Consider the following 25,050-nt stretch of genomic DNA (forward strand, 5'->3'; position numbering starts at 1 on the left):
CGTACCCCTACTCGAGAGAGTTCAGTTTTCATGCGTTCAAAACGCTTCTTGGCGGTGGCCGCAGCAGCGGTCGCAGTTGCACTCGGTATGACAGCCTGCAGTTCCGACTCCTCGGACACCGCCGGCGGCGGCAGCACCGGAAGCGGATCCAGTTCCTTCCCGGTCACGATCGAGCACGCTTTCGGAACGACGACGATCGACGCCAAGCCGGAGCGAGTCGCCACCGTCGCCTGGGCCAATCATGAAGTGCCCCTTGCTCTCGGCGTGGTTCCCGTTGGAATGGCGGCGGCGACGTTCGGCGACGACAACGGCAACGGCATGCTGCCGTGGGTCGAGGAAAAGCTCGACGAACTCGGCGCGAAGCCGCCGGTGCTCTTCGACGAGACCGACGGCATCGACTTCGAAGCCGTCTCCGATACGAACCCTGACGTCATTCTTGCCGCGTATTCCGGTCTGACGCAGGAGGATTACGACACTCTCAGTGAGATCGCCCCAGTCGTGGCATATCCGGAGGGCCCGTGGGCAACCTCGTGGCGTGACGTCATCAAGTTCAACAGCATGGGCCTCGGCATGGAAACCGAAGGGCAGGAACTGATCTCGACCATCGAGAAGGAGATCGCCGACGAGGTTGCCTCGCATCCGCAGCTTGCCGGCAAGGCAACCATGTTCCTGACTCACGTCGACACCGCTGATCTGAGTCAGGTCAGCTTCTACACCGCGAACGACACACGCGCCGCGTTCTTCGAAGACCTCGGACTCTCGACGCCGAAGAGCGTTGCCGACGCCTCGACGGGTGGTGAGTTCTCGAAGAAGGTCAGTGCCGAGCGTGTGGACGTCTTCGACGACGTCGAACTGATCGTCACCTACGGTGACCAGGCGCTTGTCGACGCACTCAAGGCTGACCCGCTGCTCTCGCAGATGCCTGCCGTCGCCAACAACTCGATCGTGTTCCTTAATGGAACCGGGCCGATGGGAACGGCGGCCAACCCGACTCCACTCGCAATTTCGTGGGTACTCGGCGACTACGTCGATCTGCTCGCCGGGGCTGCTGGAAAGTCGGAGTGACTGTAACCTCGCAGGATTCGACGTCGGGCGCTCGCGATACGCGACGCCCGACGTTCGGCAATTCGTTGTGGCTGATCGCCCTTCTCGTTGTCCTCGCGGTGCTCATGTGTACATCTATCGTCGTCGGCTCGCGTGAAGTCGACTGGTCCGACATCGTCGCCGCGCTGGGCGGTTCCACCGACAACATCGGCCAGGGTGCGATCGCGAAGCGCATTCCTCGGACGGTGCTCGCGATAATCGTGGGAGCTGCGCTCGGGCTAGCCGGCGCAGTGATGCAGGGGATAACCCGAAACCCGTTGGCAGATCCCGGAATCCTGGGCGTCAACATGGGCGCTTCACTCGCGGTGGTGATCGGAATGGCGTGGTTCGGGCTGTGGACTCAGACCAGCATGATCTGGGTGGCGATACTCGGCGCAGCCGCCGCGGCATTGTTCGTCTACGTAGTCGGCTCACTCGGGCGAGGTGGAGCCACGCCACTCAAGTTGGCTCTCGCCGGGGCCGCAACATCGGCTGCGTTTGCTTCGTTCATCACTGCGATCATGCTGCCGCGAAACGATATTGCCGGCAACATTCGTTCGTGGCAGATCGGCGGCGTCGGTGGTGCGAGTTTCGAGGTGATCCGGCAGGGTCTGCCTTTCCTCATTGTCGGCTTCGTGATCTGTCTGCTGTCAGCGCGCAGTCTCAACTCTCTTGCGCTCGGCGACGAGGTTGCATCAGGGCTCGGTGAACGTGTTGCGGTGGTCCGGGCAGTGTCAGCGCTCGGTGCAGTGCTGCTCTGCGGTGCAGCCACTGCGATTGCCGGACCGATCGGCTTCGTCGGTTTGGTTGTCCCGCACCTGTGCCGATTGTTGATCGGCATCGACAACCGTTGGCTACTACCGTTTTCTGCGCTGACAGGTGCCAGCCTTCTCGTCGCCGCCGACATTCTCGGACGAATTGTCGCGCGGCCGAGCGAAATCGACGTCGGCATCATCACCGCGCTCATCGGAGCGCCCTTTTTCATCTACATCGTCCGCCGTCAGAAAATACGTGAGCTGTGACCACCACATTCGTTACTCCCGAAGTCGAGGTCGACGCAGTCGGAGCAAGCCGTATCCGGCGAGGTAGACGACGCCGCATCGTGATTGCAGTGCTGGCGGTCCTCGTTATCGTCTCGTTCGCGGTCACTCTGATGGTGGGAAAAACCTTCTACCCGCCGTCTGCAGCGCTTCGTGTCGTTCTGGGGGAGAGCGTGCCCGGCGCCTCGTTCACCGTCGGCCGCCTCCGTCTGCCTCGGGCTGTCCTCGCTGTGGTCGCCGGAATCTGTTTCGGCTTGGGTGGCATCACGTTCCAGACGATGTTGCGTAACCCGCTCGCGAGCCCCGACATCATCGGAATCAGCTCCGGGGCAAGCGCTGCAGCAGCTTTCGCGATCATCTCGCTTTCACTCGGCGGCTCGCAGGTCTCGATCTTCGCCATCGCGGTCGGTCTGGGCGTCGCAGTGTTGATCTACGTTCTCTCCTTCCGGGACGGTGTACCAGGCACTCGGCTGATTCTGATCGGTATCGGCATCGCCGCAATGCTCGACAGCGTCACCGCCTACCTGCTCAGTACTGCCGCCGCGTGGGATCTGCAGGAGACGATGCGTTGGCTCACCGGCAGTCTCAACGGTGCCAACTGGGGTTCGACGGTTCCCGTGCTCCTGGCGTTGGTCGTCCTCGGACCGGTGCTGCTGAGTCAATCGCGCAATCTTTCGACCATCCAGCTCGGTGACGACGCAGCACAAGCACTCGGCGTCAGAGTGGAACGCACGCGCATTCTGGCGATCATTGCGGCCGTCGGACTCATCGCCTTTGCCACTGCCGCTGCCGGGCCCATCGCCTTCGTCGCATTTCTCTCCGGCCCCATCGCCGCCCGCGTCGTTGGTCCAGGAGCATCGCTGTTGATCCCGTCGGCGCTGGTCGGAGCGCTGCTGGTGCTCGTTGCCGATTTCTGCGGGCAGTACGCCTTCGGCACCCGCTACCCCGTTGGTGTGGTGACCGGCGCGCTGGGAGCGCCGTATCTCGTCTACCTCATCATTCGCTCCAACCGAACGGGAGGTTCGCTGTGACCGAATCCCATACTCTGACTGTCGAAAACCTCGAACTCGGTTACGGAGGGCGGACCGTAGTCGAATCGCTCGACCTCGCCGTGCCGCCGGGAAAGATCACGACCATCGTGGGCGCCAACGCGTGCGGCAAATCGACGCTGCTGCGGTCGATGTCGCGGCTACTCAGTCCCCGAAGCGGTCATGTTCTGTTGGACGGCAAGGATGTTCATCGCCTGCCCGCGAAGAAGCTCGCTCGCACGCTCGGTCTGCTGCCGCAGTCACCGATCGCACCGGAAGGCATTGTCGTCGCCGATCTCGTCGGGCGAGGTCGTCATCCACATCAGCGGGTGCTGTCGAGGTGGAGTCGCGAGGATGACGCAGCTGTCGCCGAAGCGCTTGCGGCAACGGACACAACCGGATTGGCCGAACGATCGGTGGACGAGCTTTCCGGTGGTCAGCGCCAACGTGTGTGGATTGCGATGGCGCTCGCCCAGCAAACCGATCTGCTTTTACTCGACGAACCGACCACCTTCTTGGACGTGAGCCACCAGGTAGAGGTCTTGGACCTGCTCACCGACCTGAACCGGACCCGGGGTACAACGATTGTCATGGTTCTGCACGATCTCAACCTCGCTGCCCGCTACGCCGATTACCTCGTCGCCATGGCCGATCGCCGGGTCTATGCTGCGGGCGATCCTGCCGAGGTGCTCACCAGCGACAACGTCCGCACCGTGTTCGGTCTCGACAGTCGAATCATCCCCGACCCCATCTCTGGTAAGCCGTTGGTGTTGCCGCTGGGGCGCCACCACGTCCTCGACGACGTGTTGACGTGACGGCGTCGAATGTCCCGAGCGGGCGGATCGAATCCGTGGAACAACTCAATGCGCTTCTCGGACAGCCCCATCCGACGATCATGGAGAAGCACACCGCCTACACGACTCCGTTGATCCGTGAATTCATCGACCAGGCACGGTTTTTTGTGCTCGCGACGTCCGATGCAGCCGGAAATTGCGATTGCTCGCCGCGTGGAGACTTGGTCAGTCAGGTTCTGTTTCCCGACGAGAAGACGCTGGTGCTTCCGGATCGTCCGGGCAACCGGCGCGCTGACTCGTACCGGAACATGATCGAGAATCCCCACGTGGGGATCCTCTTTCTCGCGCCCGGCCACGACGAGATCGTGCGCGTCAACGGCACGGCGACCCTCTCGACAGATGCTGATCTGTTGGAGTCGATGGCGATGAACGGCAAGCCGGCGCAGCTTGCGGTGATCGTGAAGATCGACGAGGCGTATCTCCATTGCGCGCGAGCGATTCTGCGGGCAAAGCTCTGGGATCCGTCGACGTGGCCTACTCCCGAGGACGTACCGAGTCTGCGCGACATGATGGCCGAGCAGCACACCCTCCAGGTCGAGGATCTGGAGCCAGCTCGGCAGGAGGCGTACCGCAAGTACCTGTACTGACCTCAGCCCGTTGGCCTTTCGCAGAAGAACGGTCCCCACCAGCTGATCGTCAACTGGTGGAGACCGTCGTTCTTACTGTTCGGGCTCTTACTGAAGCGAAATCGTGGCTCCGCCGGAGAACATCGAGTCGTGGACCTCGATCTCCTTGGGAGTGGCACTGGTCGGGATGTCGAAGACAATGGTGGTCTTCCGCGTGATGCCGGGGTTTATGTCGCCGCCGATCGCGGTTTCGGCGTCGATATTGATCGCTGCCATCGTGTTGTTGGTGAACTCGCGACCTTCGGTGTCGATCAAGGTCTGATTAGATCCGAAGTAGGCCTGAGGCTTGTCGGAAGTGTTCGTGATCTCGACGTGAACGAGTACGAACTGTCCCTCAGCTTGTTCTTGCAAGTAGGGATTGTCGCCGATCGTCGTGAGGCCGGTCTCGATACCCGTCACGACGAAACCGAACTTTCCGTCCCGCACTTCCTCGCCGATTCCGGGATTCGAAGACTTCGTTTCCTTGGGAGCTTCGGCCGGAGCAACTGCGGCTACGGAGGCACCGTCGGCCGCGGCTTGCGTGGTTGTGGGGGCCGTGGCGGTTTCGTTTTTATCCTTGTCACCGCCGCTGGTCGCAATTGCGACCACCACGAAGAATGCCACGATGCCTCCGACGACCCATGGCCACTTCTTCTTTTTCGCCGGTGCAGGCGGCGGTGACTGAAATCCACCGGCCGGCTGGGCGTACTGGCCCGGGAACGGCGCGCCGGACTGATCTGGATAAGGCTGTCCATAAGGTTGCTGAGCGGACGGTTGCTGTCCGTATGGCTGCTGGGGTTGCTGCCCGTACGGCTGCTGAGGCTGCTGGCCATATGGCTGGTTAGGGTCCTGCGGGGGTTGTGTCATGGCCGTTCCTTCACGTGGGATTGCTCACGCATTACTCGGTGAGCATTCGATACTTCTACCAGACTGACCGGTCGCAATGTGTGCGGAGTGGTCGGTTTTGTCCGACAATGATCCGTGCCTTCAATTGCCTCATCGCTGTTCTGGATTGCGCTGATCGCGGCCCTCGCGCCGATAGTCGCGGGCTTGATCCCACGTCGGCTCGTTCCCGAAGTGGTGTTGCTGCTTGTCGCGGGCGCAGTGGTCGGGCCGTTCGCCCTCAACATCGCAGCTGACAGCGAAGCGATCGGAATCTTGCGCGAACTCGGCCTCGGCATGCTGTTCCTCCTCGCCGGTTACGAGATCGACCGACAGGAACTCAGCGGCCGGGGTGGCCGTCGTGCGCTCTACACGTGGCTGTTCTGCCTCGCGCTGGCGTTCACGGTGGTCGCGCTGCTGGGCATGAGGAACGTGATTTCCGCCGAAGCCGCTGTTGCCATCGCGATGACGTCGACCGCTCTGGGCACGCTGCTGCCGATCCTCAAGGACAACAAACTCCTCGACACACGCTTGGGCAAGACCGTCCTCAACCACGGGGCCGTCGGTGAACTCGGGCCGGTCGTCGCGATGGCGGTGCTGCTGAGCGCCCGTGGTGCCGTCCTGTCGCTGATCGTCCTTGCCGTCTTCGCCTTGATCGCTGTCATCGTGGCGGTGCTGCCCGGCAAGCTGATTCACGAAGGCTCGTGGACACATCGGCTGGTGCGGGCAGGGGCGGACACCACGGCGCAGACGACGGTCCGCCTCACGGTGCTGTTGTTGGTCAGCCTCGGTGTGTTGTCGGCCGTGTTCTCACTCGACGTCATTCTCGGTGCGTTTGCCGCCGGCTTCATCCTGCGGCGACTGATGCCAGAGGGCGACGAGCGCCTCGAGATCAAGCTCGACGGGATCGCCTTCGGGTTCCTCATCCCGATCTTCTTCATCACGTCGGGGATGGCGATCGACGTCTCGGCGGTCGCAGCCAGCCCCGGCATACTGATCGCGTTTCTGATCCTGATCGTTGTCGTCCGCGGCGTGCCGGTGTTCTTCGTGATCAAGTTCGAGAAGGTCGAGCCGCCCTTCACCACGCGCGAAAGTGCGCAGGTCGCGTTGTACGGAGCGACCGGCCTACCGATGATCGTGGCGGTCACGGGCGCTGCCGTCGACGCGCATCAGATGTCTTCGGACAACGCGTCGATTCTTGTCGCGGCGGGCGCGATCACGGTTCTGCTGCTGCCGATGATTGCCACGCTGTTGACGAAAAAAGAGAAAGTGGCCTGATTCAGAGATCCAACTGCTCGTCGAGCCAGTCGAACATCCGCTGATCCGCCTTGCTTGCTTCGATTGTCACGGGCCAGAGAAAAAGAGATCGTCCACGTCGATACCGGTCTCCAACGCCGATATCTCGTGGGTTCCCGTCCTGTTTTCCCACCGCAAGGGAACCCCGGTTTCCGCATCGAAGGCAACCGTGGAGTCACGGCCGGCCCAATCCGGTGGCATCTCGAATTCCCAGGCAGGGCGCCCGTCGACCTCTACTCCCTGCCCTGTCGTGTCGGGTGGGAGTAGGTCGGCAAAAGGTGTGTACGGCCAGGTCCGGTGTATCTGGAAGAGTTGTTCGATGTAGATGTCGAGACTGTAGCCACCGCTCCGTCGTTCGAGTACACCGTCAGTGCGGAACCACGTCTGCTTCTGCCGGTTCTGCAGAAACAACACCCCCTGCTCGTCTGCGAGACGGATGCAGGTGCGGGGCTTGAACCAGAATTCGAGTCTCGCCGAGGGAACACCGCCGGGAGGTCGCCCGCGGAACATCATCCCGTGTAGCGGTATCCGTTCCGCTGCTTTGTAACGGCGAGCCACCTCGCTCCACTCGGCGGGCGATTTCTGTGGAGAAGGCTCGGGTGGCACATCTGCCGGGGGCGACTGCCTTCTCGTGGGGACAACGACCACCGTAAAGTGACCTGTCTCGAACAGCGAGGCGGGGACTGCGACGCCGGTGATCTGATCGGCGAGAGCAAAGGCACCCTCCAGTGCATGCTCGCCTGGATAGCCTTGGGCGTCATCGTCGATTCCGATTCCGCCGACATCAAGAATCAGATCCACCATCCGATCGTCCCCGACCACCGGGCTTGATCCGAAGAGTTCGAATTCAGCCACACGTGTCCCGTTCGACCACCAGATGAACTGACTGTCGGCATTGACGCCGAGATAGTGCGAAGCCACCTCGCGATCGGATAGAAGTGGCCGCATCGATTCTTCGGTGACGGCGAAGGAACCGCCGTCGATCTGCATCAACAGTGTGCTGTCGTCACTCACCGCTGCGAGGGCAACTACCGGCCCAGCCCAGGCTGTCTCGGGCTGTTCAGTGAGATCCGACATCACCTCTCCGAGTTCGGCAATCCCGATCGCCTCGGATTGTGTGTTCTCGTCGGCGCCGAGGGCGCTCAACACCTGTGTGGGGGTGGAGTCAGGGATGAGTGCGGCGCAGTATCCGAGAGACAGGCTCGTGTTGAAATACTGCTGAATCCATCCATAGTCGTGATAGGTAGGCACACTCACAAGCTTCCACAGATCGATACCTGACCACTGCCGAATGCCAACGAACGCATGGCAAAACACGCTTCAGTCGATCATTGGTTCGCGGACCTGAATCAGAGATCCAACTGCTCGTCGAGCCAGTCGAACATTCGCTGATCCGTCAGACGCCTCGCCATGGGCTGACAGTGGAAGTTCGCGCCCTCGGCCGCGGTGAAGGGAACCACCGTCGTCGGTCCGCCGGATAGGGCGGCAAGCCGCTTGGATTGACCGGGCCAGAACTGCTCGCCTTCCGGATCGGTGATGAGCAGGGGAGTGGAGATCGAGCCGGCGACGTGTTCGAGGTGGTACTTCCGAACCTCGGCGAGAGTGTTGTAGTAGCCGTCGGCGAGGTACGGACGCGCTCGGAAGCGCCAGATCCGGGCGCTGTCCTTCGAGAATTTCATCCCCAGCCCTATCGCCATGTCGCGGTCGAAGGCCTCCGACTTCCCCTCGTCGAGCAGCTTCTGCATGTTCTTGGGGATATGGGCGAGCCACGACGCGGCCACGTCCACGACCCCCGGATCGGCGATCGCCGCCGCGATCCGATGCTCGAACGCCAACGACTGCGGCACCCAGTAACCGCCCTGACTGATCCCGTACATCGCCAGCTTCGACGCATCGACGTCCGGCCGGTCCACGAGATAGTCGACGACAGGCGTGATGACGGCTTCCCAGTCGTGACGGAACGGGATGTTGCGCTCGAAGAGCATCGACTGCTGGCCGGGACCGTCGAACATCAACACGTTGTAGCCCCGCTCGAGTGCCCCGGCACCGCCGCTGCCCCACAGCCCGCTGATCGGGCCGTCGCTACCGTTCACCATGATCAACGTCGGCCGTCGCACGTCGCCGGGTGGCCGGAAGAAGTACCCGGGCAGGTAGGTGTCCTCGTAGGGAATTCGGACGCGTTCGACGGGTTGGGCGGTGGTGTCGACGAAGCGGTCCCACGCCTGTCGGTGACGTTTGAAGGTGGGGACCAGCACGGAGTCGTCACTGAGACCGTCGACGGCGTTGATCGCCACACCGAAGTACGACGCCGCCCTCAGGTACGCGTTGGACGCGCTTCGCGAATGTCCGGCCTCGGCTGCCTCGTCGGCCTGCCCGAATACCCGTGTGCCGAGGTCGAACCAGGCCTCGTACCAGCCCTCGAGGTCCTTCTCGCCGACATGTGCGATGGCCGAGAGCACTTCGCCGGTGTCTGCCGCGCCGTAGGTGGCTTGTCCGAGGACGACTCGAAGCTCGAAGTCGAAGGATTCGTTTCGATAGAAACCAGCGGTGAACGCCTGGTGTGGGTGGGCGAAGAACGACGACGCGAGAGACATGGGCACACCTTCGCTAGTTCGGGGCAGCCATTTTCAGTTGTACTTCCAGGATCGCCCGAATCGCTTGCCGGAAAACCTTGTCAGCGTGGTGACGCTGTACCCCACGTGGACACCGGCTTCGACATCGCAAATGCCAGGGTGCACAACCACAACGACATTCCCAACACCTGCGCACGTTGCGCGATACCCAGTCCGAGATTACCGCCGCCGGAGACTTCGATGCTGTTGGTCGTCAACATCCACACCGTCGCAAGGGAAGTCAGGATCAGAATGGTCAGACCCGTCGTCCGCAAAGAAGGGTGCTCGCGATACCTGAACGCTCCCACGGTGAATGCGATCATCGCGGTGAAGATCGCGAAGACCGCCACGCTGCTCGTCAACGCGTGAACATGGTGGAGTTGCGGAAGCAGACCGTCGGGTGCGCTCGACGGGCAGCCCTCACCCGAGCATTCGAGGGGGAACGACGCGTCGGCGATGGTCGCGATGCCGAACACCGCCAGCGCAATCCAGCCGGTGACGTAGAGCCTCCGCCGGGGCGTGATCAGCAGGCCCAGCGCTCCGGAGATCAACATCAAGATCGCGGACAGTACGTCGGCATTGCCGAAGACATCGCGGTATTTCTGGTTCTCGGCATCGAGTTCGCTGAGGAACGATGTCACCGGATCGAGGCCGGTGTCCAGGAAGAATTCGAGAATCCACGACGAGTAGACGATTCCGCCCAGAGCCAGCGCAGCCACCAAACCCCACCGCGCAACGTTGCGTTCCTTCACGAAATCGAGCTTACGGACCGAGCAGGGCTTTCTGGACGCGTTCGGCTGCTACCAGCGGATCTTCGTGCTCCCAGATGCGGATGACGGTCCAACCCTGCTCTGCCAGACGTGCATCGGTGTCGCGGTCTCGAACCACGTTGGCGGCCAACTTGTCCGTCCACCACTGCGCGTTGTTCTTGGGAAACGTCGCATGCTGCGGGCAACTGTGCCAGAAGCATCCGTCCACGAACACCGCGACTTTGCGGCGCGGAAACACCAGATCAGCACGTCGGCGAACACCTTTGACAGGCGCTCGGTCCACGAAGTACCGGAGTCCGCGCCGATGAAGCTCGCGTCGAAGTGCGATCTCGGGTTTGGTGTCGCGCCGACGCTGAGCGCTCATCCGAGCGCTGGTGGCAGGATCCGTCGCAGGCACCGTGGTTCCCTCAGCCGTCGGAATCGTCGCTGTCTTCGGGATCGGACCAGGTGGGCGCAAACCTGTTGCGACGCTCTACTTCACCGTGCACGACGGTCACGAAGTCGGTGAACGAGAGCGTCTGACTCTCGGTGGGGCGTCCGTTGCGCGGCGGCGGTTCGTCGACGTCGAAGAACCGGACTGCGCCATCGGGTTCGTAGAGTCCGATGTAGACCTTTTCGAAGAGGTCGTAGCGGGTGTCCTCGGCGCCGAGATCCACCCAGGCTTTTCCTGGAACGCCGACCACCGCGCGCTCGCCCCGGCCCGAACGCTTCGAGAGCGTCGTGACGTGGTGTGCAAAAGAGGATTTGCCGGTGTCGCTGGTCTTGGTCGGGTCGCCGTCGTCGCATGTGGCATACGGCTCGAACATGACGGCGACCAACACGCTGTACGGCTGACGCTGATGCAGAACCATTGCCTCGCCACGCAATTCGTGGTCGTTGCGGACGATGTTCTTGGTCCAGCGTCCCAGCTTGCCGCTGCGGGGACTGTAGTCCTGGAAGTTGTACGTCTTGATGGAAACGCAGAGGATCAGGCCGAGAGTGGGGTCGAGTGCCTTGACGTCCAGGCGCTTTCGGCCCTTGGCGACATCAACGGTTGCCTCCTGGCCTTCGTCGGACGCTGTCGGGGTGATGTTGGGATAGAGCGGACGCAGAGCGTCGGCCACCGTCTGTGCCAGTTGATTGGACAGTCGCTGGGCGTAGTTCTTCTTCTCGCCGCGATCGGCGTCGGCCGGGGGCTTGTCGCCCGCGAGTTGCAGTGCGCTCCACAGAGGTTCGTGTTCCGGCTCGGAAAACAGTGTTTCAGGTTCGGGGAACAGCGATTCCGTCATGCTGCGGCCTCGGGGTAGCCACCCATCCGCTCGAGGTGGCTTTCGACGTCCTCGATGAAACCGGGGATGAACCGAAGATTGCCCATGCGTGCGCGCTTGAGGAAACCGGCCGTGGCCCGCGCAGACAGCAACCGCGTGTCTTCGAGGAAACCGCTCAGGTCCTCGTAGTCGTACTGGACCGGCCAGGTCGAAGTATGGACGCGGAAGGCCTGGCGGTTACGACCCCAAGCCGCGCTCGGCCATGCGTCGCCTGGTTCGAGCGGAGTCTCGCCGGCGGCGTCGTATGCGATGGGATCGTTCAACCGGCCACCGACCCACGACGCCATCCGCACGCTCACGGCATTGCCGACGAGCTTCCATCGGTGGCTGTGGCGAAGGCCGGGAACCTCGACGGACGGCAGCGTCCAGTCCGGATCGAAACCCTGCAGGCGCTCGGCGTCGACGAGACCGGGAGTGACGATCTCTCCGGACGGCAACCGGACCGCCGGTTGGCTGGGGATGCCGACGGACGATCCGCCCTTGAGCGTCGGCACGGCGTTGACGGCCCATCCGAGTCCACGAGTGCCTTCGGTCCAGTAGAAGCCGCAGGGGTAGTCCGCGGGATCGCCGCCCAAGCGCTCGCCGGCGTCCTGGCCGAACAGGATTTCGCGAGGATCGTCCGTGCGCGAGGCGAGCATGATGACGCGCTGGCGACGCTGGGGGAGTCCGAAGGCACGGGCGTCGACCACCCGGTATGCCCAGGTGTATCCGAGGTCTTCGAGGGCGTCGGTGATGTGCCGCATGGCAGCGCCCTTGCCGAGTTGCAGCATGAACGGAACGTTCTCGATCAAGAGCCAGCGCGGGCCCTTCTTGCGCTTGACCAGACGGAACACCTCGTCCACGAGGCCTGAGCGCGCGCCGGTGATGCCTGCCGTCTTGCCGGCTTGAGAGAGGTCCTGGCAGGGGAAACCGGCGGCCACCAATTCGATGTCACTGGGCAGCGCGCGCAGTTTGGTGACGTCACCGTGCAGCGGCACGTCGGCGAATCGCGAACGGAGAACTGCCTGGGCGCCCGGATCGATTTCACACAGCAGTTCGGTGTTCCACCCGTGTTCCGATAGCCCCAACTCGAGCCCACCGATACCGGCAAACAAACCCACCATGCTCCGCGACGACGTCACAGCACCCTTCCTCACGAACCGACTTAGAAGCACGGTACTCGAGAACTCCGACACCGTTTGCCAACTATTCGGTCCGCGGCGTGCTCCTTGCGGGAGAACCGTTGTGAAACGGCTAACACCGGACTCCACGGAAGCCGATCGAGTCCCGAAAAGGTCCCTGATCCGAGCAATAACCCGAACCAGCGGTGCTCCACGCCCGTCCGTCCATTACCGTGGTCGGGTGAGCATCCAACCTTCCGGTGACGCGTCCTGGCCCGCGGTATTGACCTGGCAGGCCCACAACGCTCCTCGAATGGAGTCTGTTCGTGTGCAGCTGAACGGAAATCGCATCAAGGCTTCGGGCCGGATCATCGGTGGAGCCTGCAGCGAGCACCCGGCATTCAGCGCGTCATACGACCTGGTCACCGACGAGGCCGGCATCACCCGCCGGTTGTCCGTGCGGACTGCCCTGGCTGCCGGTGAGCGTCAGATGTCGATCAGCCGGGACGAAGAAGGCACCTGGATGGTCGAGAACGGCGCGAGTCATCAGCGCTCGGCGTTCGATGGCGCACTCGACGTCGACGTGATCCTCAGCCCGTTCTTCAACACGCTGCCCATCCGCCGCGTCGGGTTGCAGAACGACATCGAAGACGTCGAAGTTCCGGTCGTCTACGTCAACCTTCTCGACCTGCGCGTCGAGGGCGCAACCATCACGTACAGCAGCGGTACCGACGGAATCAGTGTGTTGTCCCCGGTCTCCAGTTCGACGCTGTCCGTCGACACCGAGGGCTTTGTCCTCGACTACCCCGGACTGGCCACCCGCATCTAGGTTTCGAATCGGCGGATGACGCCGCCGCGTCGACCGGCGTCCCGCATCCGCTGGGGCCAGTCGGGTTCTCCGACCTGGATGTCTTCGATGTCCCAACGCTCGTGCGACTCGTACGCGCTACGCGCGGCGAACCCCGCGTCCACCAATCGGGCCGTCGAGCCGTTGTCCAGCAGATCGGTACGTGCACCCTGCAAAAGGTCGAGCGCTTCGTCCAGCGCGATCAGCAGGGCGTCGCGGTTGCCCTCGCACATCGCCCGCACCAGGCCGGGTGCGCTTCCGGCTACGCGAGTGCCGTCGCGAAATGATCCGGCAGCCAGCCCGAGTGCCAGTTCGCCGCCGGCAGCTCCCGTGATCGCGAGTGTTTCCGCCAGCAGGTGAGGCAGGTGCGAGATACGTGCGACTGCTCGATCGTGCTCGAGAGATTCGGCCGGCACGACCACCGAGCCGCAATCGAGCGCGAGGTCGGCGACCTGCGACCACACCTGCGCGTCGACGCCGTCGTCGGTGGCCACTACCCACACAGCGTCGACGAACAGATCGGCATCCCCGACCGCCCAACCCGAAGCAGACGTCCCGGTCATCGGATGACCGCCCACGAACTTGGCGCTCAGACCAGCCCGTTCGACGGCGGCCTTCACCTCGCCCTTGACGCTGACGACATCGGTGATCGGGTTGTTCGGCGCGTGCGCGGCGATGGCCTCCAACGTGGCGTCGACGGCCGGCATGGGCACGGCGATCACGATGACGGCACCGCTCTCGTTCGCCCTGCGCAGTGTGGCAACCAGGTCGGTGTCGGCGTCGAAACCGTCGGCTCGGGCCGCGTCGGCGGACTCGCTGGAACGGTTGTACCCCCACGCCTGACGGCCGGATCGGACGGCCGCTCGAAGGAGCGAACCGCCGATCAATCCGAGGCCGAGAACGCAGACTGGTGGGGCGGAATCGATCGCAGACACGAGTTCAGGTTGGCACATCGATGCTCGGACTTCACTCACTGGCACCAGGCGGGCTACCGTTGCGCCATGGGTGCACAGCGCGCGGGTAACAAGAGCGCCTCTTCGAACCAGTCGGAGGAGCTTGAAGGCTTCGGTGTCGCGGTGGTCCGTGAAGAGGGGCGTTGGACGGTCAAGGCACTGACGCCCGACGCGTTGACCTCGCTCTCGGCCGCCGAAACGCAGCTGCGTGAGCTGCGAAGTTCGGGTGCCGTGTTCGGCCTTCTCGACGTCGACGACGAGTTCTTCATCGTGCTTCGTCCGGCGCCGTCGGGCACGCAGTTGCTGATTTCCGACGCCACCGCCGCCATCGACTACGACATCGCCGCAGACGTCCTCGACGCCTTGCACATCGAGATCCCCGACATCGACCCGGACGACCTCGACGATGTCGAACCCTGGGAAGAGGGCGATCTGTCCGTGCTGGCCGATCTGGGCCTGCCGGAACCCGTGCTCGCTGTCATCGCGGCCGAGACCGATCTCTATCCGGACGAGCAGTTGGGGATGATCGCGCAGCGACTCGGGTTCGCCTCCGAGTTCGGCGCAGCGCTCGACAAGCTCCCGCGCTAGATGACTCTCGCTGACGATCAGCGCATGATCCGTGCGGCCATCGTGGCCGCACGCTCCGCCTCCGACGCGGACGTTCCGGTCGGTGCCGTGCTGTTCGACGCGGACGGCGTCGAAGTGGCTCGTGCCGCGAACGCCCGGGAAGCGTCGTCCGATCCGACCGCGCACGCCGAAATCCTCGCGTTGCGTGCTGCCGCGAAAATCTACGGCGACGGCTGGCGTCTGGAAGGCGCGACGCTGGCCGTGACCCTCGAGCCATGCACGATGTGTGCGGGCGCTCTGGTCCTCGCCCGGGTTTCGCGGGTCGTTTTCGGGGCGTGGGAGCCGAAAACCGGAGCCGTCGGATCATTATGGGACGTAGTTCGAGATAAAAGATTGACCTATCGGCCGCAGGTGCGCGGCGGGGTCCTGGAGGACGAATGCGCTGGGCTTTTGGAAGATTTCTTCCGCGAGCAGCGAGCCTGAAATCGGTATTCCCCAGCGAGAGTGATCGCACACTCGGGTAGCCGGATCCGGCAATCGAGGGCATGGTGGAGGCAGATGCCGTCAGGGCATCGGCGGATCGTCGGAAGGCGATTCGTTCGCGTTCACAGAGGAGTACTCATGGGAATCGCAGACAAGGCTCAGAACAAGGCCGAAGACCTCGGGGGCAAGGCCAAGGAAGCTGCTGGCAGCGCTACCGGTGACCGGGACCTCGAAAACGAAGGCAAAGGCGACCAGGTGAAATCGGCCGTCAAGGATGCAGGCGAGAAGGTCAAGGACGCCGCGTCCAGCATCAAGGACAAGCTCACGTAATACCGCTCCACCTGGCGATTTCAGCCACGGGCACTCCATCCGGTAAAGTCACCAACGGTGGCGTGTCCGAGCGGCCTAAGGAGCACGCCTCGAAAGCGTGTGACGGGTAACCCCCGTCCGAGGGTTCAAATCCCTCCGCCACCGCCAAAGCTCCCCACCTGTTCACGCAGGTGGGGAGCTTTTTTGTGCCTGGACCTGGACTGGATCAAGAAACAATTGAGCAGAAATCTGCCATTCGGACGAAAGTGGCCCCCGGCCTCGGCGGAGGTCGGGGGCCACAACTGAGTCTTACAGGGGAGTGGTCGCCCCAGTCGCGGTGTAAAACCCGTTCATCGACCAACCCACTCGCTCCACGATTGGATCGTTGTCGTTCTCCTGGGACCTGTTTCTGATGGGCGACCGACTTGTCCCTGCGTGATGTTTGCGATCACCAGTAAGAATTCACGTACTACTGATCGTCAGCGAGTTCTCTCAGGCTCTTGCGAGACACTTTGCCGGCGGCCGATCGCGGAAACTCATCGACGAAGATGTATTCGCGCGGTCGTTTGAACCCGGCGATCTGCTCACGTACGTGCTGGTCCAGCGCAACGCGAAGGCCGTCGTCGTCGCTGAATCCTGGCGCCAACTGGACGACTGCCACCACTTTCTGGCCCCACTCCGGATCGGACACCCCGATGACACCGACATCTGCGACGCCGGGATGTCCGAGCAGTGCACCCTCGACCTCCGCCGGGTAGACGTTCACACCGCCGGTGAGAATAAGATCCGCGCGGCGATCCAGGACGTACAGGTAGCCGTCGTCGTCGATGCGTCCGACGTCTCCCGACGTGGCGAAGTCACCCCAATGCGCGGCAGCGGATTTCTCCGGGTCACCCAAGTACTCGAACGGGCCGGACTTGAAATAGATGGTGCCCTCTTCGCCTGGAGCCGCCTGTTCTCCGTCCAGCGCTCGAAGCACGACTGCGTCGGGATTCGGCCGTCCGACAGTTCCAGGATGTTCGAGCCACTCTGCCGAGGAGCACGTGCACACTTGCCCCTCCGTGGAGCCGAGATATTCCCACAGAATCGGTCCGACCCAATCGATCATGGCGTACTTGGTCGCTGGGGGACACGGAGCACCGGCATGGAGGATGGCCTGCAAACTCGAGACGTCGGCGCTGTCCCGAAGGTCGGCCGGCAGATCGAGAAGCCGTTGGAAATGGGTTGGAACCATGTGCGAGGACGTGATGGCGCTTTCGCCGATTGTTCGAAGCACAGCCTCGGCATTGAAACCCGGCAAGATGTACAGCGTATGCCCGGCATGCAACAGGAAAAGTGAATTACCGCCTGGCGCAGCGTGATACACGGGAGAGCACACCAGATGAAGCCCAGGCTTCCCCGGCGGGATTCCCACCTTCGACAGATGCTGAACGCCCGATTCGAGCGAACTTTCGGGCGTTGCATCCGACAGCGGGCGACGTACACCCTTCGGTCGTCCCGTAGTGCCGGAGGTGTACATCATGAGCGAACCGAGCGACCGTGCGGCAGGAGTGTCGTCCGAGACGTCGGTGAAGGACTCGTAACTGGACCAGTTGGCCGGGGCGCTGCCGATAACCGCGCGGTGCTGCACGGCGTCCTCCACGCGGCCGACGACCTTGTCTGCGAGTTCTGCGTGCACGACGAGAACGGCCGCCTGGGAATCGCGAACGATGTACTCGACTTCAGGCCCGGCCAGATGCGTGTTGATCGGAACGAAATACAGACCACTCTGCGTGCAGGCCAGGGCAATTTCGTAGTACTCCGCGCCGTTCAACAGCAAGCCCGCGACAACGTCGCCCTTGCGTAAACCCAGACTGGCGAACTTGTTGCTGAGCTGGTTGACCTTGCTGATGAGCTCGCCGAAAGTTTTTGTCTTGCCGTCTATTACGATCGCGGGCCGGGTCGGATCGTGCTGGCCCAGAAGCCAGGCACCGAGCGTCGAGGGATTAGGTGGTTGTTGGTGATCCCCGCGTTCGCTGTTGACCACGGTAGACATGAGTGTCCTCTTTCTGAAGAGATTTCGGGGACTGGGTCGGCTGGCCGCCTCGCTGTATCCCGCTGTCGAGGGATCGTCGCTGACGATCGGAAGGGGAGACCGCTACTGACGCGAAGGTCCGGCGATCACCTGTAGCTCGGTGAAACCGTGTAGGCCCCACGGGCCGTTTTCCACTCCGATGCCGCTGTGCTTGTGTCCGCCGAACGGGAGGTGGGGCAGGACACCTCCGCCGTGCATGTTGATCGAGACCTGTCCGGCTTCGAATTGTGGTGCGAGCTGCGCGGCGTGGTCGGCATCCCCCGACCACACCGATGCGGTGAGGCCGTACTCACTTCGGTTGGCGCGGACGATGGCGTCAGCTTCGTCTCGGAACGAGATGATGGGAAGCACGGGGCCGAATTGCTCTTCGTCGACGATTCGCATTCCGTCGTTGACCTGGTCGAGAATGGTCGGCTGATGAAAGTAACCGTCCCTGTCGATGGGTTTACCGCCGGCGGTGGCTCGCGCCCCGTTGCTCACAGCGTCCGCAATCAATTCCTTGACTCGTTCGAACTGTGGCTTGTTGTTGATGGGCCCGAGATCTGTTCCTTCGACGGTGCCTTCGTCGACCTTGACGGATCTGGCGATTTCACTGAGAGCCTCGACCAGTTGGGGCTGGATACTTTCGTGTGCGTACACGCGCTTGACGGCGAGGCAGATCTGTCCGTTGTTGGTGAACGCGCTTCGGAAGAGGCTGGGTGCGATCTTCTCCACGTCCACGTCGCCGAGAATGACGGCGGGATCGTTTCCGCCGAGTTCCAGGGTGACGCGCTTGAGGTCGTCGGCAGCCCCGAGTGCGACCTTTCGCCCGACCGCGGTTGACCCGGTAAAGCTGACTTTCCGCGGAATGGGGTGTGAAACCATTGTTGCGCCAAGAGGATCAGGCCCGGTAACCACGTTCAGTACACCGTCGGGGAAGGTGCCACGGAGAATTCGGGCGAGCGCAAGTGTTGCCAGCGGTGTGTACGGCGAGGGTTTGACGACGATCGTGTTGCCCGCCCGCAGTGCCGGCGCAATCTTCCACATAGCGAGCGTGATCGGGAAATTCCACGGGGTGATGGCACTGACAACGCCCAACGGTCGACGGGTGACTTCCTCGAAGGCCTCGGCGTCGTTTCGGATGATTTCCCTCGGGATCTCCAGGTCGGCGTAGTAGCGCAGCCACGTCGCCGCAATATGGAATTCCAGCGTAGAGTCGGCGAGCGACTTGCCCTGCTCGAAGGTCAGGATCGGGGCGAGCTCGCTGATCCGACTTTCGATGACGTCTGCTGCCAGGCGCAATGCGTCACGACGGAACTGCTCGTCGATCCGCCATGACAGGTATGCATTCTGAGCCGCGGCGAACACCCCGTCGAGTTGATCCGGTGTGACGGACGGAGCCTGTGCGAATACCTCGCCTGTTGCGGGGTTGATCACGCCGAAGGTGCCGGCGGTGAGAAGATCGCGTCCATTCGACGTTGCTGCCGTCGATAAAGTTAGCGAATCCGTTGAGGTCATTCTCGATCCCATTTCGTGGTCAGTGTTGTGCCGGCGTCAGCACCGGCTTGATGGTCTTGCCCGAGAGCGAATCCTCCACGGCCTGGTTGATCTGTTCGAGCGGGTAGGTCTGGACGAGCTTGTCGAAGGGGAACCAACCGCGCTGCCACAGATCCAGGAGCTGGGGAAGGAAAATCTGTGGGGTCGAACTTCCTTCCAGCGCAAACGTCACGGTCCGGCCCGTCAGCAACGTCGGGTCTATTTCGAATTTCGCCTGGCTTCCGCCCACCAACACGGCTTTGCCCGGGATGTCGAGGATGCTGACGGCCGTCGTGATGACCGAGGCCACAGCGGTTGTCTCGAAGGAGAAGTCGAAACCGCGTCCGCCGTTCTTGATCGCTTCGACGAGGTCAGGTGTGTCGCCGCGAACGGTACGAGTGGCGCCGACTTCCAACGCTGTTTCGAGCCTGGCATCGACCAGGTCGACGACGACGATGTCGCGGGCACCTGCAGCCTTGGCAGCCATTACGGCCGCGAGGCCGACACCCCCCGCCCCGAACACCGCAATGCTTTGTCCAGCAGCCAGTTTCATCTCGTTCATAACCGAACCGGCGCCGGTCTGCAGGCCGCAGCCGAGTGGGCCGAGAAGCTCGAGTGGGAGCGATTTGTCCACCACGACCAGATTGCGCTCGGTTGCGATGGCGTGCGTGGCGAAGGAGGACTGCCCGAACCATCGGTTCGCCAGCGGGAGGCCGTTCCGATCGATCGCGCTCGTGCTGAGGTCCGCGCGGCGGCCTGTCGTATTGCGAGCAAAGAACTCGTCGCAGTAGGACGGTATTCCGGCTCGGCAGTTACGGCAGCGGCCACAGGAATCGAAGCTGATCAGTACATGGTCACCAACCTCGATACCTCTGACCGAGCTACCGACTTCCTCGACGATGCCAGAACCTTCGTGGCCGAGAATCAGCGGCCCCATCTGCGCAATGTATTCGGGATTGCGCATCAGAAGGTCGGTGTGGCACATCCCCGCACCGATTACCTTCACGAGAAGTTCGTCCGATGCCAGCGGTCCGAGCGTCACCTCCTCGAGTTCGAACTTGCCGTCGCCGTCGCGCAGAATAGCGGCAATTGCGTTGGTGGTCATGATTTCTTCTCCGTGGGGTCGAGGAGCTCGAGCGCATCTGCATACGTGCCCTTGTTGGCGATGATGCGGCGCAGCTTCATGATCTTGCGTTGTTCATTCAAGGTGGCGGCGCCGACCAGACGGTCACCCGAGCGGTACAGTGCCACGAATTTGTCAGCCTCTGGATCGCCAGAGGCGAAGACAACTTCGTCGGCGACTGCGGTGCCTACGAACTGGATACGGCTCTCGTACCAGTCGCTCCAGAAGTAGGGGACGGTCTCGTAAGGCTTGGCGTCCTCTGGCGCGACAGCATTGACAGCTGCCTGGTTCGCTTGATCAGCAGCATTCGTCCAGTTCTCCAGACGGACCGAGAGTCCACCGAATGCGGGGTTGGGCCAGTGGACCACATCGCCTGCTGCATAGACGTCTTCGAGCGAGGTTCGAAGAAACTCGTTTGCTATCACCCCGCCGTCTACTGGATGGAGCTCGATGCCGGAATTCGCCAGCCACCCGGTTGCGGGTGTCGCTCCCACACCGACGACGACCAGTTCAGCGGGCAGTGAGGTGCCGGTACTGAGCCGGACGGACTCGACGTGTGTGGTGCCGATCAGCTCTTCGACCTGAACGTCACACAAGAGCGGAATTCCGTTGCGTTCGTGCAGCTTTGCGAGTGCCTGACCGACGGTCGCACCGACTGCGCGGACGAGTGGAATTGGAGCAGCTTCGACGATCGTCACGTCTGCGCCTCGGTCTCGGGCGGACGACGCGAGCTCGGACCCGATGAATCCAGCGCCAACTATCACGAGCTTCGTTCCAGGGCGGAGTCTTTCGCGGAGCGCGAGCGCATCATCGATCGTGCGAAGCGCGATAACGCCGTCCAAATCCGGAGTGTTGGGCAACGAGCGTGGTGACGCGCCTGTCGCAATGATCAGCTTCTCGTAGGGAATCCAATCGCTGTCTCCGACTCGCACACGGTGTGATGTCGGATCGAGTTGTGTCGCCGGCGCCCCGAGTAGAAGTTTCACATCGAGGGCGGCGAGTTCCTCGGTGGTCGTGTGAAAGTCGACCTCAGCGCCGTCCTTCAGGAATTGCTTACTCAGGGGCGGTCGGTCGTAGGGAAGATGGAATTCGTCGCCGACCAGAGTGATCGGTCCTTCGTACCCCGCCTGCCGGGCAGACTCCGCGGCCCGCAGACCGGCCAGAGACGCTCCGACGACAACGAGTCCCGCACCGTGATCGATATCTGTTGCGCTCACGATCAGGTCTCGTCGAGGGTGAGCGCTTTGGCGGGGCACGATCGAACAGCCTCCCGGACAAGGTTTTTGTCGTCGTCATCGACCAACTCCTTGTGCAGAATCAGCGATCCGTCGTCGGCTACCTCGAAATAGTCCTCGGATACGGATTCGCAGATTCCGATTCCTGTGCACCGACCGCGATCGACAATGATCTTCATAGCGTCGTTCCTGTTCTCTACTGTCTTTACTGGGGTTAGTTACACGCGGACCGGGAGGCGCTTGATCCCGTTGATGAACTCGCTGTAGAGGTACACCGGCTCCCCGACCTCCATGCGCGGTAGTTTGGTCAGAATCTGTGAGTACAGCGCTCGCAGTTGAGCTTTGGCGACCATATGGCCGAGGCAGTAGTGGATTCCGCCACCGCCGAAGGCAACATGGTTGTTGTTGGGGCTGCGCTGTAGGTCGAACCGGTGCGGATCGTCGAAGGTGTCCTCGTCACGGTTTCCCGAGCAGTAGAACAAGACGACCTTGTCGCCTCTGTTGACCAGGGTTCCGCTCAACTCGATGTCCGAGGTGGCCGTGCGTGCAAATTCCTGGACGGGAGAGGTGTGGCGAATGAACTCCTCGATCGACTGGGCGATACGTCCGTCGAAGTCCTCCGTCAGCCATCGCTTCTGGTCCGGGTTCCGATCCAGTGACATGGCAGTGTGGCTGGTGGTCTGTTTCGTTGTGTCGTTACCGGCAACACTGAGTAGGAGCATCATCGAACCGATTTCGAGCTCGGAGAGCGGTTTGCCGTCGAATTCAGTGTTGGCCAGTGCAGTGGCGATGTCGTCGGCCGGATTTTTGCGACGGAAATTGACCAGATCGTTGCCGATCTCCGACAACGCCGCGACCTGTTGCATCGTGAACTCGATCGGGGTCAACCCCTCGGGGAGCATATCGGGGTCGGCGGCACCGACCAGGTTGTCGCCGGCCGTTGCGAAGTCCTGAACCAGGCTCTCCGGGACGCCGACAAGATCGGCGATCGTGAGCATCGGCAACTTCGAGGCGACTTCGGAGACGAAGTCGAATTCGCCTGCGCCGACTACCCGGCCGACGATTTGCTCGGCGCGTTCTTCGATCTTGTCACGCAGACGCTTGACGGCCTTGGGTGTGAAACCAGAGCTGATGATTTGGCGATACCTGGTGTGATCGGGCGGATCCATCATCACGAAGTTCGGGGCGCCGGAGAGTTCTGGATCGTTCGGCGCGAACCCCACTCCCCGCCACTTGAGCTGATCCGAGCTGAATAGTTCGTGGTTCTGGCTGACGAACGCGATGTCCGCGCTTTTCACGATGGCCCAGAATCCGGTCTCACCGTGGTCGGGTTTGAAATGGGGGCGGTCCATCGGCTTGTGCCAACTCACCGTCGCATTCTCGCGCAGCCACGCGAATGTCCTGTCCCGCTCGACAAATGGTTTGCTCCAGAACTCGACGCTGGTGAGGTCGATGTGCGGTGCTGTCAGTGGGTGCTCGGTGGATGGAAGTGAGGTGGTCATGCAGGTACCTTTCTGTCGCTCCCCCCTGGGATGGGCTGTTCGGTCGAGGATCTACTCCTCGTTGGGTGTTGCGTTCGGCGAGAAGAAGATTCCCGCTCACGGACGCCGGTTCGAGAGCACCAAACTGCCTGCGGCACCGAAGTAGAACCCGACTCCCTGGACAAAACTGATTTCGACTCCGGGAACTTGCTCGCACGCCTCACCGCGTAGTTGGCGCACCGCCTCCTGTATGGCGAACATCCCGTACATGCCGGTATGGGTGTACGACATGCCGCCGCCGTTGGTGTTCATCGGAAGCCGGCCGCCTTTGGATGTATTTCCCTCGGCGACAAAGTCTCCCGATTCGCCGTGGCCGACAAAACCGAGATCCTCGAGCATGAAGAGCGGGACGTGCGCGAAGGCGTCGTATGCCATCAGATGGTCGACGTCGTCGTGGGTGATCCCAGCGGTGGCGAACGCTTCGGCGCCGGCGAGTCGGAATGCTTTGAAGGATGCAGGATCCTGCATCTGAGAAACCATCGGGGCTTCTGCGGATTCACCGGACCCGAGTAGGTACACGTGTCGGTCGGATCCCGGCATGTCTGCTGCTCGTTCGACACTGGTCAGGATCACGGCGCCGCCGCCGTCGGTCAGGACACAACACATGTCCCGGGTAAACGGGTACGCCACGCGAGGACCGGCCAGAACTTCGTCGACTGTCGTCGGTTTGCGACGGAAAGCTCGCGGATTGTCCAGAGCCCAGTTGCGCTGAGCAACCACGAGTCCAGCCATGTGTTCGATGGTCATTCCGCGCTCGTGCAGAAAGCGCAGTGCCGGAACAGTGAAGGTCGAGTACGGCATGTTCGCGCCGTACACGGTCTCGAATTGACCGCTCATGGAATTCAAAGTCAGCGGATACGGCGGGGCGCCGATTCTCGACCGGCCGGATTCTCCGTGGGTCACGAGAACAACGTCGGCGGCACCCGAAGCGATGGCAGCCGCGGCGTGACGCACGTGCAGCATGAAACTGCATCCACCGACGCCGGTTCCGTCCAGCCAGCGAGGGGTTATGCCCAGGTGATGAGAGACCTCGAGGGAAAGTAGTCCGGTGGTAGCGACGCCGTCGATGTCCGCGGGTGTGAGGCCGGCGTCGGCCATTGCATTGCGGGCAGCGTTGGCATGTAGATCCAGGACGGACGTGTTGGGCAGTACGCCGATTTCCGTGGTCTCTGCCGCGCCGACGATCGCGATGTCTCCGTTGTGCATCGATGTCATCGAGCAGACTCCTGTACCGGCGTGAACACGGGGAGCTTCATGTCCCCTCGTGCGATGAACGTGACTTCGAGTGGTTGGTCGAGCTCGAGGTACTCGGGGTCGGCCTCCACTCCGACCACATTGCTCATCAGGTGCGGGCCCTCCTCGAGTTCGACCAGTGCGACGACGATGGGAGTCGCGGGGTCGAAGGGTGGAGTCGGTCGATAGTTGATCACGTAGGACAACAGTCGGCCTCGGCCACTGACGGGTGTCCACTCCACGTTGTCGGAGTTGCAGTTCGGGCAGAAAGGTCGCGGATAAAAGTAGTGCTGTGTGCACTCCAGGCAATGTTGAATGGTGAGTTCCTCCCGCTGCGCGCCCTCCCAATAGGGGGCGGTAGCAGGGGTCGGCACCGGTACAGGCCCTGTCAAGGGACAGTCCTCTCGTCGTGTGAATCTGTGATGGATCATCAAGTCTCTCAACGGAATACGCCCGTCGAGTCGGGTGAATGAAACACGTTCCGCGAGTGCGCTTCTGCGGAATACCATCCGTTCCGCTTCTTCGAAGCGGATTCAGTTCAGGACCCTTTGCTTAAACGGAACGCGTTTCGTAACGATCAGAGTGATCCAGTT

26 protein-coding genes, 1 tRNA gene and 1 pseudogene are annotated in these 25,050 nt (G+C 62.3%); 11 read left to right on the plus strand and 17 right to left on the minus strand.

Features of this window, described 5'->3' with window-relative positions; all coding sequences use genetic code 11:
* The first annotated feature begins 30 nt into the window (after window positions 1-30).
* Genes I7X09_RS14630 through I7X09_RS14650 form a run of 5 tightly spaced genes read left to right on the plus strand, consistent with a single transcriptional unit; the run spans window position 31 to window position 4,592 of the window.
* Window positions 31-1,065, plus strand: coding sequence for an iron-siderophore ABC transporter substrate-binding protein (locus I7X09_RS14630; protein WP_200317491.1), 1,035 nt, complete (start codon window positions 31-33; stop codon window positions 1,063-1,065).
* Entirely contained in the window at window positions 1,062-2,105 is a 1,044-nt protein-coding gene (locus I7X09_RS14635) for a FecCD family ABC transporter permease (protein WP_200317493.1), read from the plus strand. Before I7X09_RS14630 ends, I7X09_RS14635 begins: the two co-directional genes overlap by 4 nt.
* Window positions 2,102-3,154 (plus strand): FecCD family ABC transporter permease, encoded by a 1,053-nt coding sequence (locus tag I7X09_RS14640; RefSeq protein WP_200317495.1) that lies wholly within the window; start codon window positions 2,102-2,104, stop codon window positions 3,152-3,154. Before I7X09_RS14635 ends, I7X09_RS14640 begins: the two co-directional genes overlap by 4 nt.
* Window positions 3,151-3,966, plus strand: coding sequence for an ABC transporter ATP-binding protein (locus I7X09_RS14645; RefSeq protein WP_166813114.1), 816 nt, complete (start codon window positions 3,151-3,153; stop codon window positions 3,964-3,966). The genes I7X09_RS14640 and I7X09_RS14645 overlap by 4 nt, the downstream gene beginning before the upstream one ends.
* Window positions 3,963-4,592 (plus strand): pyridoxamine 5'-phosphate oxidase family protein, encoded by a 630-nt coding sequence (locus I7X09_RS14650; protein ID WP_200317497.1) that lies wholly within the window; start codon window positions 3,963-3,965, stop codon window positions 4,590-4,592. Before I7X09_RS14645 ends, I7X09_RS14650 begins: the two co-directional genes overlap by 4 nt.
* Window positions 4,593-4,679: 87 nt before the next feature.
* On the opposite strand, the gene I7X09_RS14655 is transcribed toward I7X09_RS14650, so the two are convergent.
* Window positions 4,680-5,477 carry a DUF4352 domain-containing protein gene (locus I7X09_RS14655; RefSeq protein WP_200317499.1) on the minus strand — a complete coding sequence of 266 codons (798 nt, stop codon included), beginning with the start codon at window positions 5,475-5,477 and terminating at the stop codon, window positions 4,680-4,682.
* Between the two features lie 114 nt (window positions 5,478-5,591).
* Between I7X09_RS14655 and I7X09_RS14660 the strand changes: the two genes are divergently transcribed.
* Complete coding sequence (locus tag I7X09_RS14660) at window positions 5,592-6,770, plus strand: cation:proton antiporter (RefSeq protein WP_200317501.1); 1,179 nt, start codon at window positions 5,592-5,594, stop codon at window positions 6,768-6,770.
* Window positions 6,771-6,836: 66 nt separating this feature from the next.
* Here I7X09_RS14660 and I7X09_RS14665 read toward each other — a convergent pair whose 3' ends face one another.
* The 6 genes from I7X09_RS14665 to I7X09_RS14690 form a co-directional block, all read right to left on the minus strand.
* Window positions 6,837-8,039: a DUF6461 domain-containing protein gene (locus I7X09_RS14665; RefSeq protein ID WP_200317503.1), complete on the minus strand. Its 1,203-nt coding sequence runs from the start codon at window positions 8,037-8,039 to the stop codon at window positions 6,837-6,839.
* Window positions 8,040-8,137: 98 nt separating this feature from the next.
* Window positions 8,138-9,382, minus strand: coding sequence for an alpha/beta hydrolase family protein (locus tag I7X09_RS14670; RefSeq protein WP_200317505.1), 1,245 nt, complete (start codon window positions 9,380-9,382; stop codon window positions 8,138-8,140).
* 80 nt (window positions 9,383-9,462) lie between these two features.
* Window positions 9,463-10,152: a DUF998 domain-containing protein gene (locus tag I7X09_RS14675; protein WP_095969538.1), complete on the minus strand. Its 690-nt coding sequence runs from the start codon at window positions 10,150-10,152 to the stop codon at window positions 9,463-9,465.
* 10 nt (window positions 10,153-10,162) lie between these two features.
* Window positions 10,163-10,567: a very short patch repair endonuclease gene (locus I7X09_RS14680; protein WP_019746481.1), complete on the minus strand. Its 405-nt coding sequence runs from the start codon at window positions 10,565-10,567 to the stop codon at window positions 10,163-10,165.
* Window positions 10,568-10,577: 10 nt separating this feature from the next.
* Window positions 10,578-11,438, minus strand: coding sequence for a hypothetical protein (locus tag I7X09_RS14685; RefSeq protein ID WP_200317507.1), 861 nt, complete (start codon window positions 11,436-11,438; stop codon window positions 10,578-10,580).
* Complete coding sequence (locus tag I7X09_RS14690) at window positions 11,435-12,580, minus strand: DNA cytosine methyltransferase (RefSeq protein ID WP_153211133.1); 1,146 nt, start codon at window positions 12,578-12,580, stop codon at window positions 11,435-11,437. The genes I7X09_RS14685 and I7X09_RS14690 overlap by 4 nt, the downstream gene beginning before the upstream one ends.
* A 238-nt stretch (window positions 12,581-12,818) precedes the next feature.
* Between I7X09_RS14690 and I7X09_RS14695 the strand changes: the two genes are divergently transcribed.
* A complete protein-coding gene (locus tag I7X09_RS14695) occupies window positions 12,819-13,406 on the plus strand; it encodes a putative glycolipid-binding domain-containing protein (protein WP_095969540.1) in 588 nt (195 codons plus the stop codon).
* Here I7X09_RS14695 and I7X09_RS14700 read toward each other — a convergent pair.
* Window positions 13,403-14,377 carry a prephenate dehydrogenase gene (locus tag I7X09_RS14700; protein WP_200317850.1) on the minus strand — a complete coding sequence of 325 codons (975 nt, stop codon included), beginning with the start codon at window positions 14,375-14,377 and terminating at the stop codon, window positions 13,403-13,405. The genes I7X09_RS14695 and I7X09_RS14700 overlap by 4 nt on opposite strands.
* 48 nt (window positions 14,378-14,425) lie before the next feature.
* Between I7X09_RS14700 and I7X09_RS14705 the strand changes: the two genes are divergently transcribed.
* From I7X09_RS14705 to I7X09_RS14720, 4 genes are all read left to right on the plus strand, one after another.
* Window positions 14,426-14,965, plus strand: coding sequence for a tRNA adenosine deaminase-associated protein (locus I7X09_RS14705; RefSeq protein ID WP_003943823.1), 540 nt, complete (start codon window positions 14,426-14,428; stop codon window positions 14,963-14,965).
* Entirely contained in the window at window positions 14,966-15,427 is a 462-nt protein-coding gene (locus tag I7X09_RS14710) for a nucleoside deaminase (RefSeq protein ID WP_095969542.1), read from the plus strand. It begins immediately after the preceding gene.
* A gap of 138 nt (window positions 15,428-15,565) precedes the next feature.
* Window positions 15,566-15,757, plus strand: coding sequence for a CsbD family protein (locus tag I7X09_RS14715; protein ID WP_003943869.1), 192 nt, complete (start codon window positions 15,566-15,568; stop codon window positions 15,755-15,757).
* Window positions 15,758-15,813: 56 nt separating this feature from the next.
* Window positions 15,814-15,904 (plus strand) — tRNA-Ser (locus I7X09_RS14720).
* Between the two features lie 301 nt (window positions 15,905-16,205).
* Here the strand turns inward: I7X09_RS14720 and I7X09_RS14725 are convergent.
* The 9 genes and pseudogenes from I7X09_RS14725 to I7X09_RS29750 form a co-directional block, all read right to left on the minus strand.
* Complete coding sequence (locus I7X09_RS14725; RefSeq protein ID WP_200317509.1) at window positions 16,206-17,771, minus strand: AMP-binding protein; 1,566 nt, start codon at window positions 17,769-17,771, stop codon at window positions 16,206-16,208.
* 102 nt (window positions 17,772-17,873) lie between these two features.
* A complete protein-coding gene (locus tag I7X09_RS14730; protein ID WP_200317511.1) occupies window positions 17,874-19,307 on the minus strand; it encodes an aldehyde dehydrogenase family protein in 1,434 nt (477 codons plus the stop codon).
* Window positions 19,308-19,326: 19 nt separating this feature from the next.
* On the minus strand, window positions 19,327-20,430 hold the full coding sequence (locus I7X09_RS14735) for an NAD(P)-dependent alcohol dehydrogenase (protein WP_200317513.1): 1,104 nt from the start codon (window positions 20,428-20,430) through the stop codon (window positions 19,327-19,329).
* On the minus strand, window positions 20,427-21,665 hold the full coding sequence (locus tag I7X09_RS14740) for an NAD(P)/FAD-dependent oxidoreductase (RefSeq protein WP_124566669.1): 1,239 nt from the start codon (window positions 21,663-21,665) through the stop codon (window positions 20,427-20,429). Before I7X09_RS14740 ends, I7X09_RS14735 begins: the two co-directional genes overlap by 4 nt.
* A 2-nt stretch (window positions 21,666-21,667) precedes the next feature.
* Window positions 21,668-21,862, minus strand: coding sequence for a ferredoxin (locus I7X09_RS14745; protein WP_095969547.1), 195 nt, complete (start codon window positions 21,860-21,862; stop codon window positions 21,668-21,670).
* A gap of 39 nt (window positions 21,863-21,901) precedes the next feature.
* Entirely contained in the window at window positions 21,902-23,185 is a 1,284-nt protein-coding gene (locus tag I7X09_RS14750) for a cytochrome P450 (protein ID WP_200317515.1), read from the minus strand.
* Between the two features lie 96 nt (window positions 23,186-23,281).
* Complete coding sequence (locus I7X09_RS14755) at window positions 23,282-24,439, minus strand: thiolase C-terminal domain-containing protein (RefSeq protein WP_234036926.1); 1,158 nt, start codon at window positions 24,437-24,439, stop codon at window positions 23,282-23,284.
* On the minus strand, window positions 24,436-24,699 hold the full coding sequence (locus tag I7X09_RS29410; protein WP_234036927.1) for a Zn-ribbon domain-containing OB-fold protein: 264 nt from the start codon (window positions 24,697-24,699) through the stop codon (window positions 24,436-24,438). Before I7X09_RS29410 ends, I7X09_RS14755 begins: the two co-directional genes overlap by 4 nt.
* Window positions 24,700-24,744: 45 nt before the next feature.
* Window positions 24,745-24,966 (minus strand): annotated as a pseudogene (locus I7X09_RS29750) (hypothetical protein); the annotation flags it as partial.
* Window positions 24,967-25,050 lie beyond the last annotated feature (84 nt).

The sequence above is a fragment of the Rhodococcus sp. P-2 genome (assembly GCF_016598535.1).
GTDB classification, from domain to species: Bacteria; Actinomycetota; Actinomycetes; order Mycobacteriales; family Mycobacteriaceae; genus Rhodococcus_F; species Rhodococcus_F baikonurensis.

Excerpts from the sequence above, each read along its gene's own strand:
- I7X09_RS14630 (WP_200317491.1), top strand. The coding sequence starts at position 31 with ATGCGTTCAAAACGCTTCTTGGCGGTGGCCGCAGCAGCGGTCGCAGTT.
- I7X09_RS14655 (WP_200317499.1), bottom strand. The coding sequence starts at position 5,477 with ATGACACAACCCCCGCAGGACCCTAACCAGCCATATGGCCAGCAGCCT.
- I7X09_RS14670 (WP_200317505.1), bottom strand. The coding sequence starts at position 9,382 with ATGTCTCTCGCGTCGTCGTTCTTCGCCCACCCACACCAGGCGTTCACC.
- I7X09_RS14685 (WP_200317507.1), bottom strand. The coding sequence starts at position 11,438 with ATGACGGAATCGCTGTTCCCCGAACCTGAAACACTGTTTTCCGAGCCG.
- I7X09_RS14690 (WP_153211133.1), bottom strand. The coding sequence starts at position 12,580 with ATGGTGGGTTTGTTTGCCGGTATCGGTGGGCTCGAGTTGGGGCTATCG.
- I7X09_RS14700 (WP_200317850.1), bottom strand. The coding sequence starts at position 14,377 with ATGTGCCAACCTGAACTCGTGTCTGCGATCGATTCCGCCCCACCAGTC.
- I7X09_RS14705 (WP_003943823.1), top strand. The coding sequence starts at position 14,426 with ATGGGTGCACAGCGCGCGGGTAACAAGAGCGCCTCTTCGAACCAGTCG.
- I7X09_RS14710 (WP_095969542.1), top strand. The coding sequence starts at position 14,966 with ATGACTCTCGCTGACGATCAGCGCATGATCCGTGCGGCCATCGTGGCC.
- I7X09_RS14715 (WP_003943869.1), top strand. The coding sequence starts at position 15,566 with ATGGGAATCGCAGACAAGGCTCAGAACAAGGCCGAAGACCTCGGGGGC.
- I7X09_RS14725 (WP_200317509.1), bottom strand. The coding sequence starts at position 17,771 with ATGTCTACCGTGGTCAACAGCGAACGCGGGGATCACCAACAACCACCT.
- I7X09_RS14730 (WP_200317511.1), bottom strand. The coding sequence starts at position 19,307 with ATGACCTCAACGGATTCGCTAACTTTATCGACGGCAGCAACGTCGAAT.
- I7X09_RS14735 (WP_200317513.1), bottom strand. The coding sequence starts at position 20,430 with ATGACCACCAACGCAATTGCCGCTATTCTGCGCGACGGCGACGGCAAG.
- I7X09_RS14745 (WP_095969547.1), bottom strand. The coding sequence starts at position 21,862 with ATGAAGATCATTGTCGATCGCGGTCGGTGCACAGGAATCGGAATCTGC.
- I7X09_RS14750 (WP_200317515.1), bottom strand. The coding sequence starts at position 23,185 with ATGACCACCTCACTTCCATCCACCGAGCACCCACTGACAGCACCGCAC.
- I7X09_RS14755 (WP_234036926.1), bottom strand. The coding sequence starts at position 24,439 with ATGACATCGATGCACAACGGAGACATCGCGATCGTCGGCGCGGCAGAG.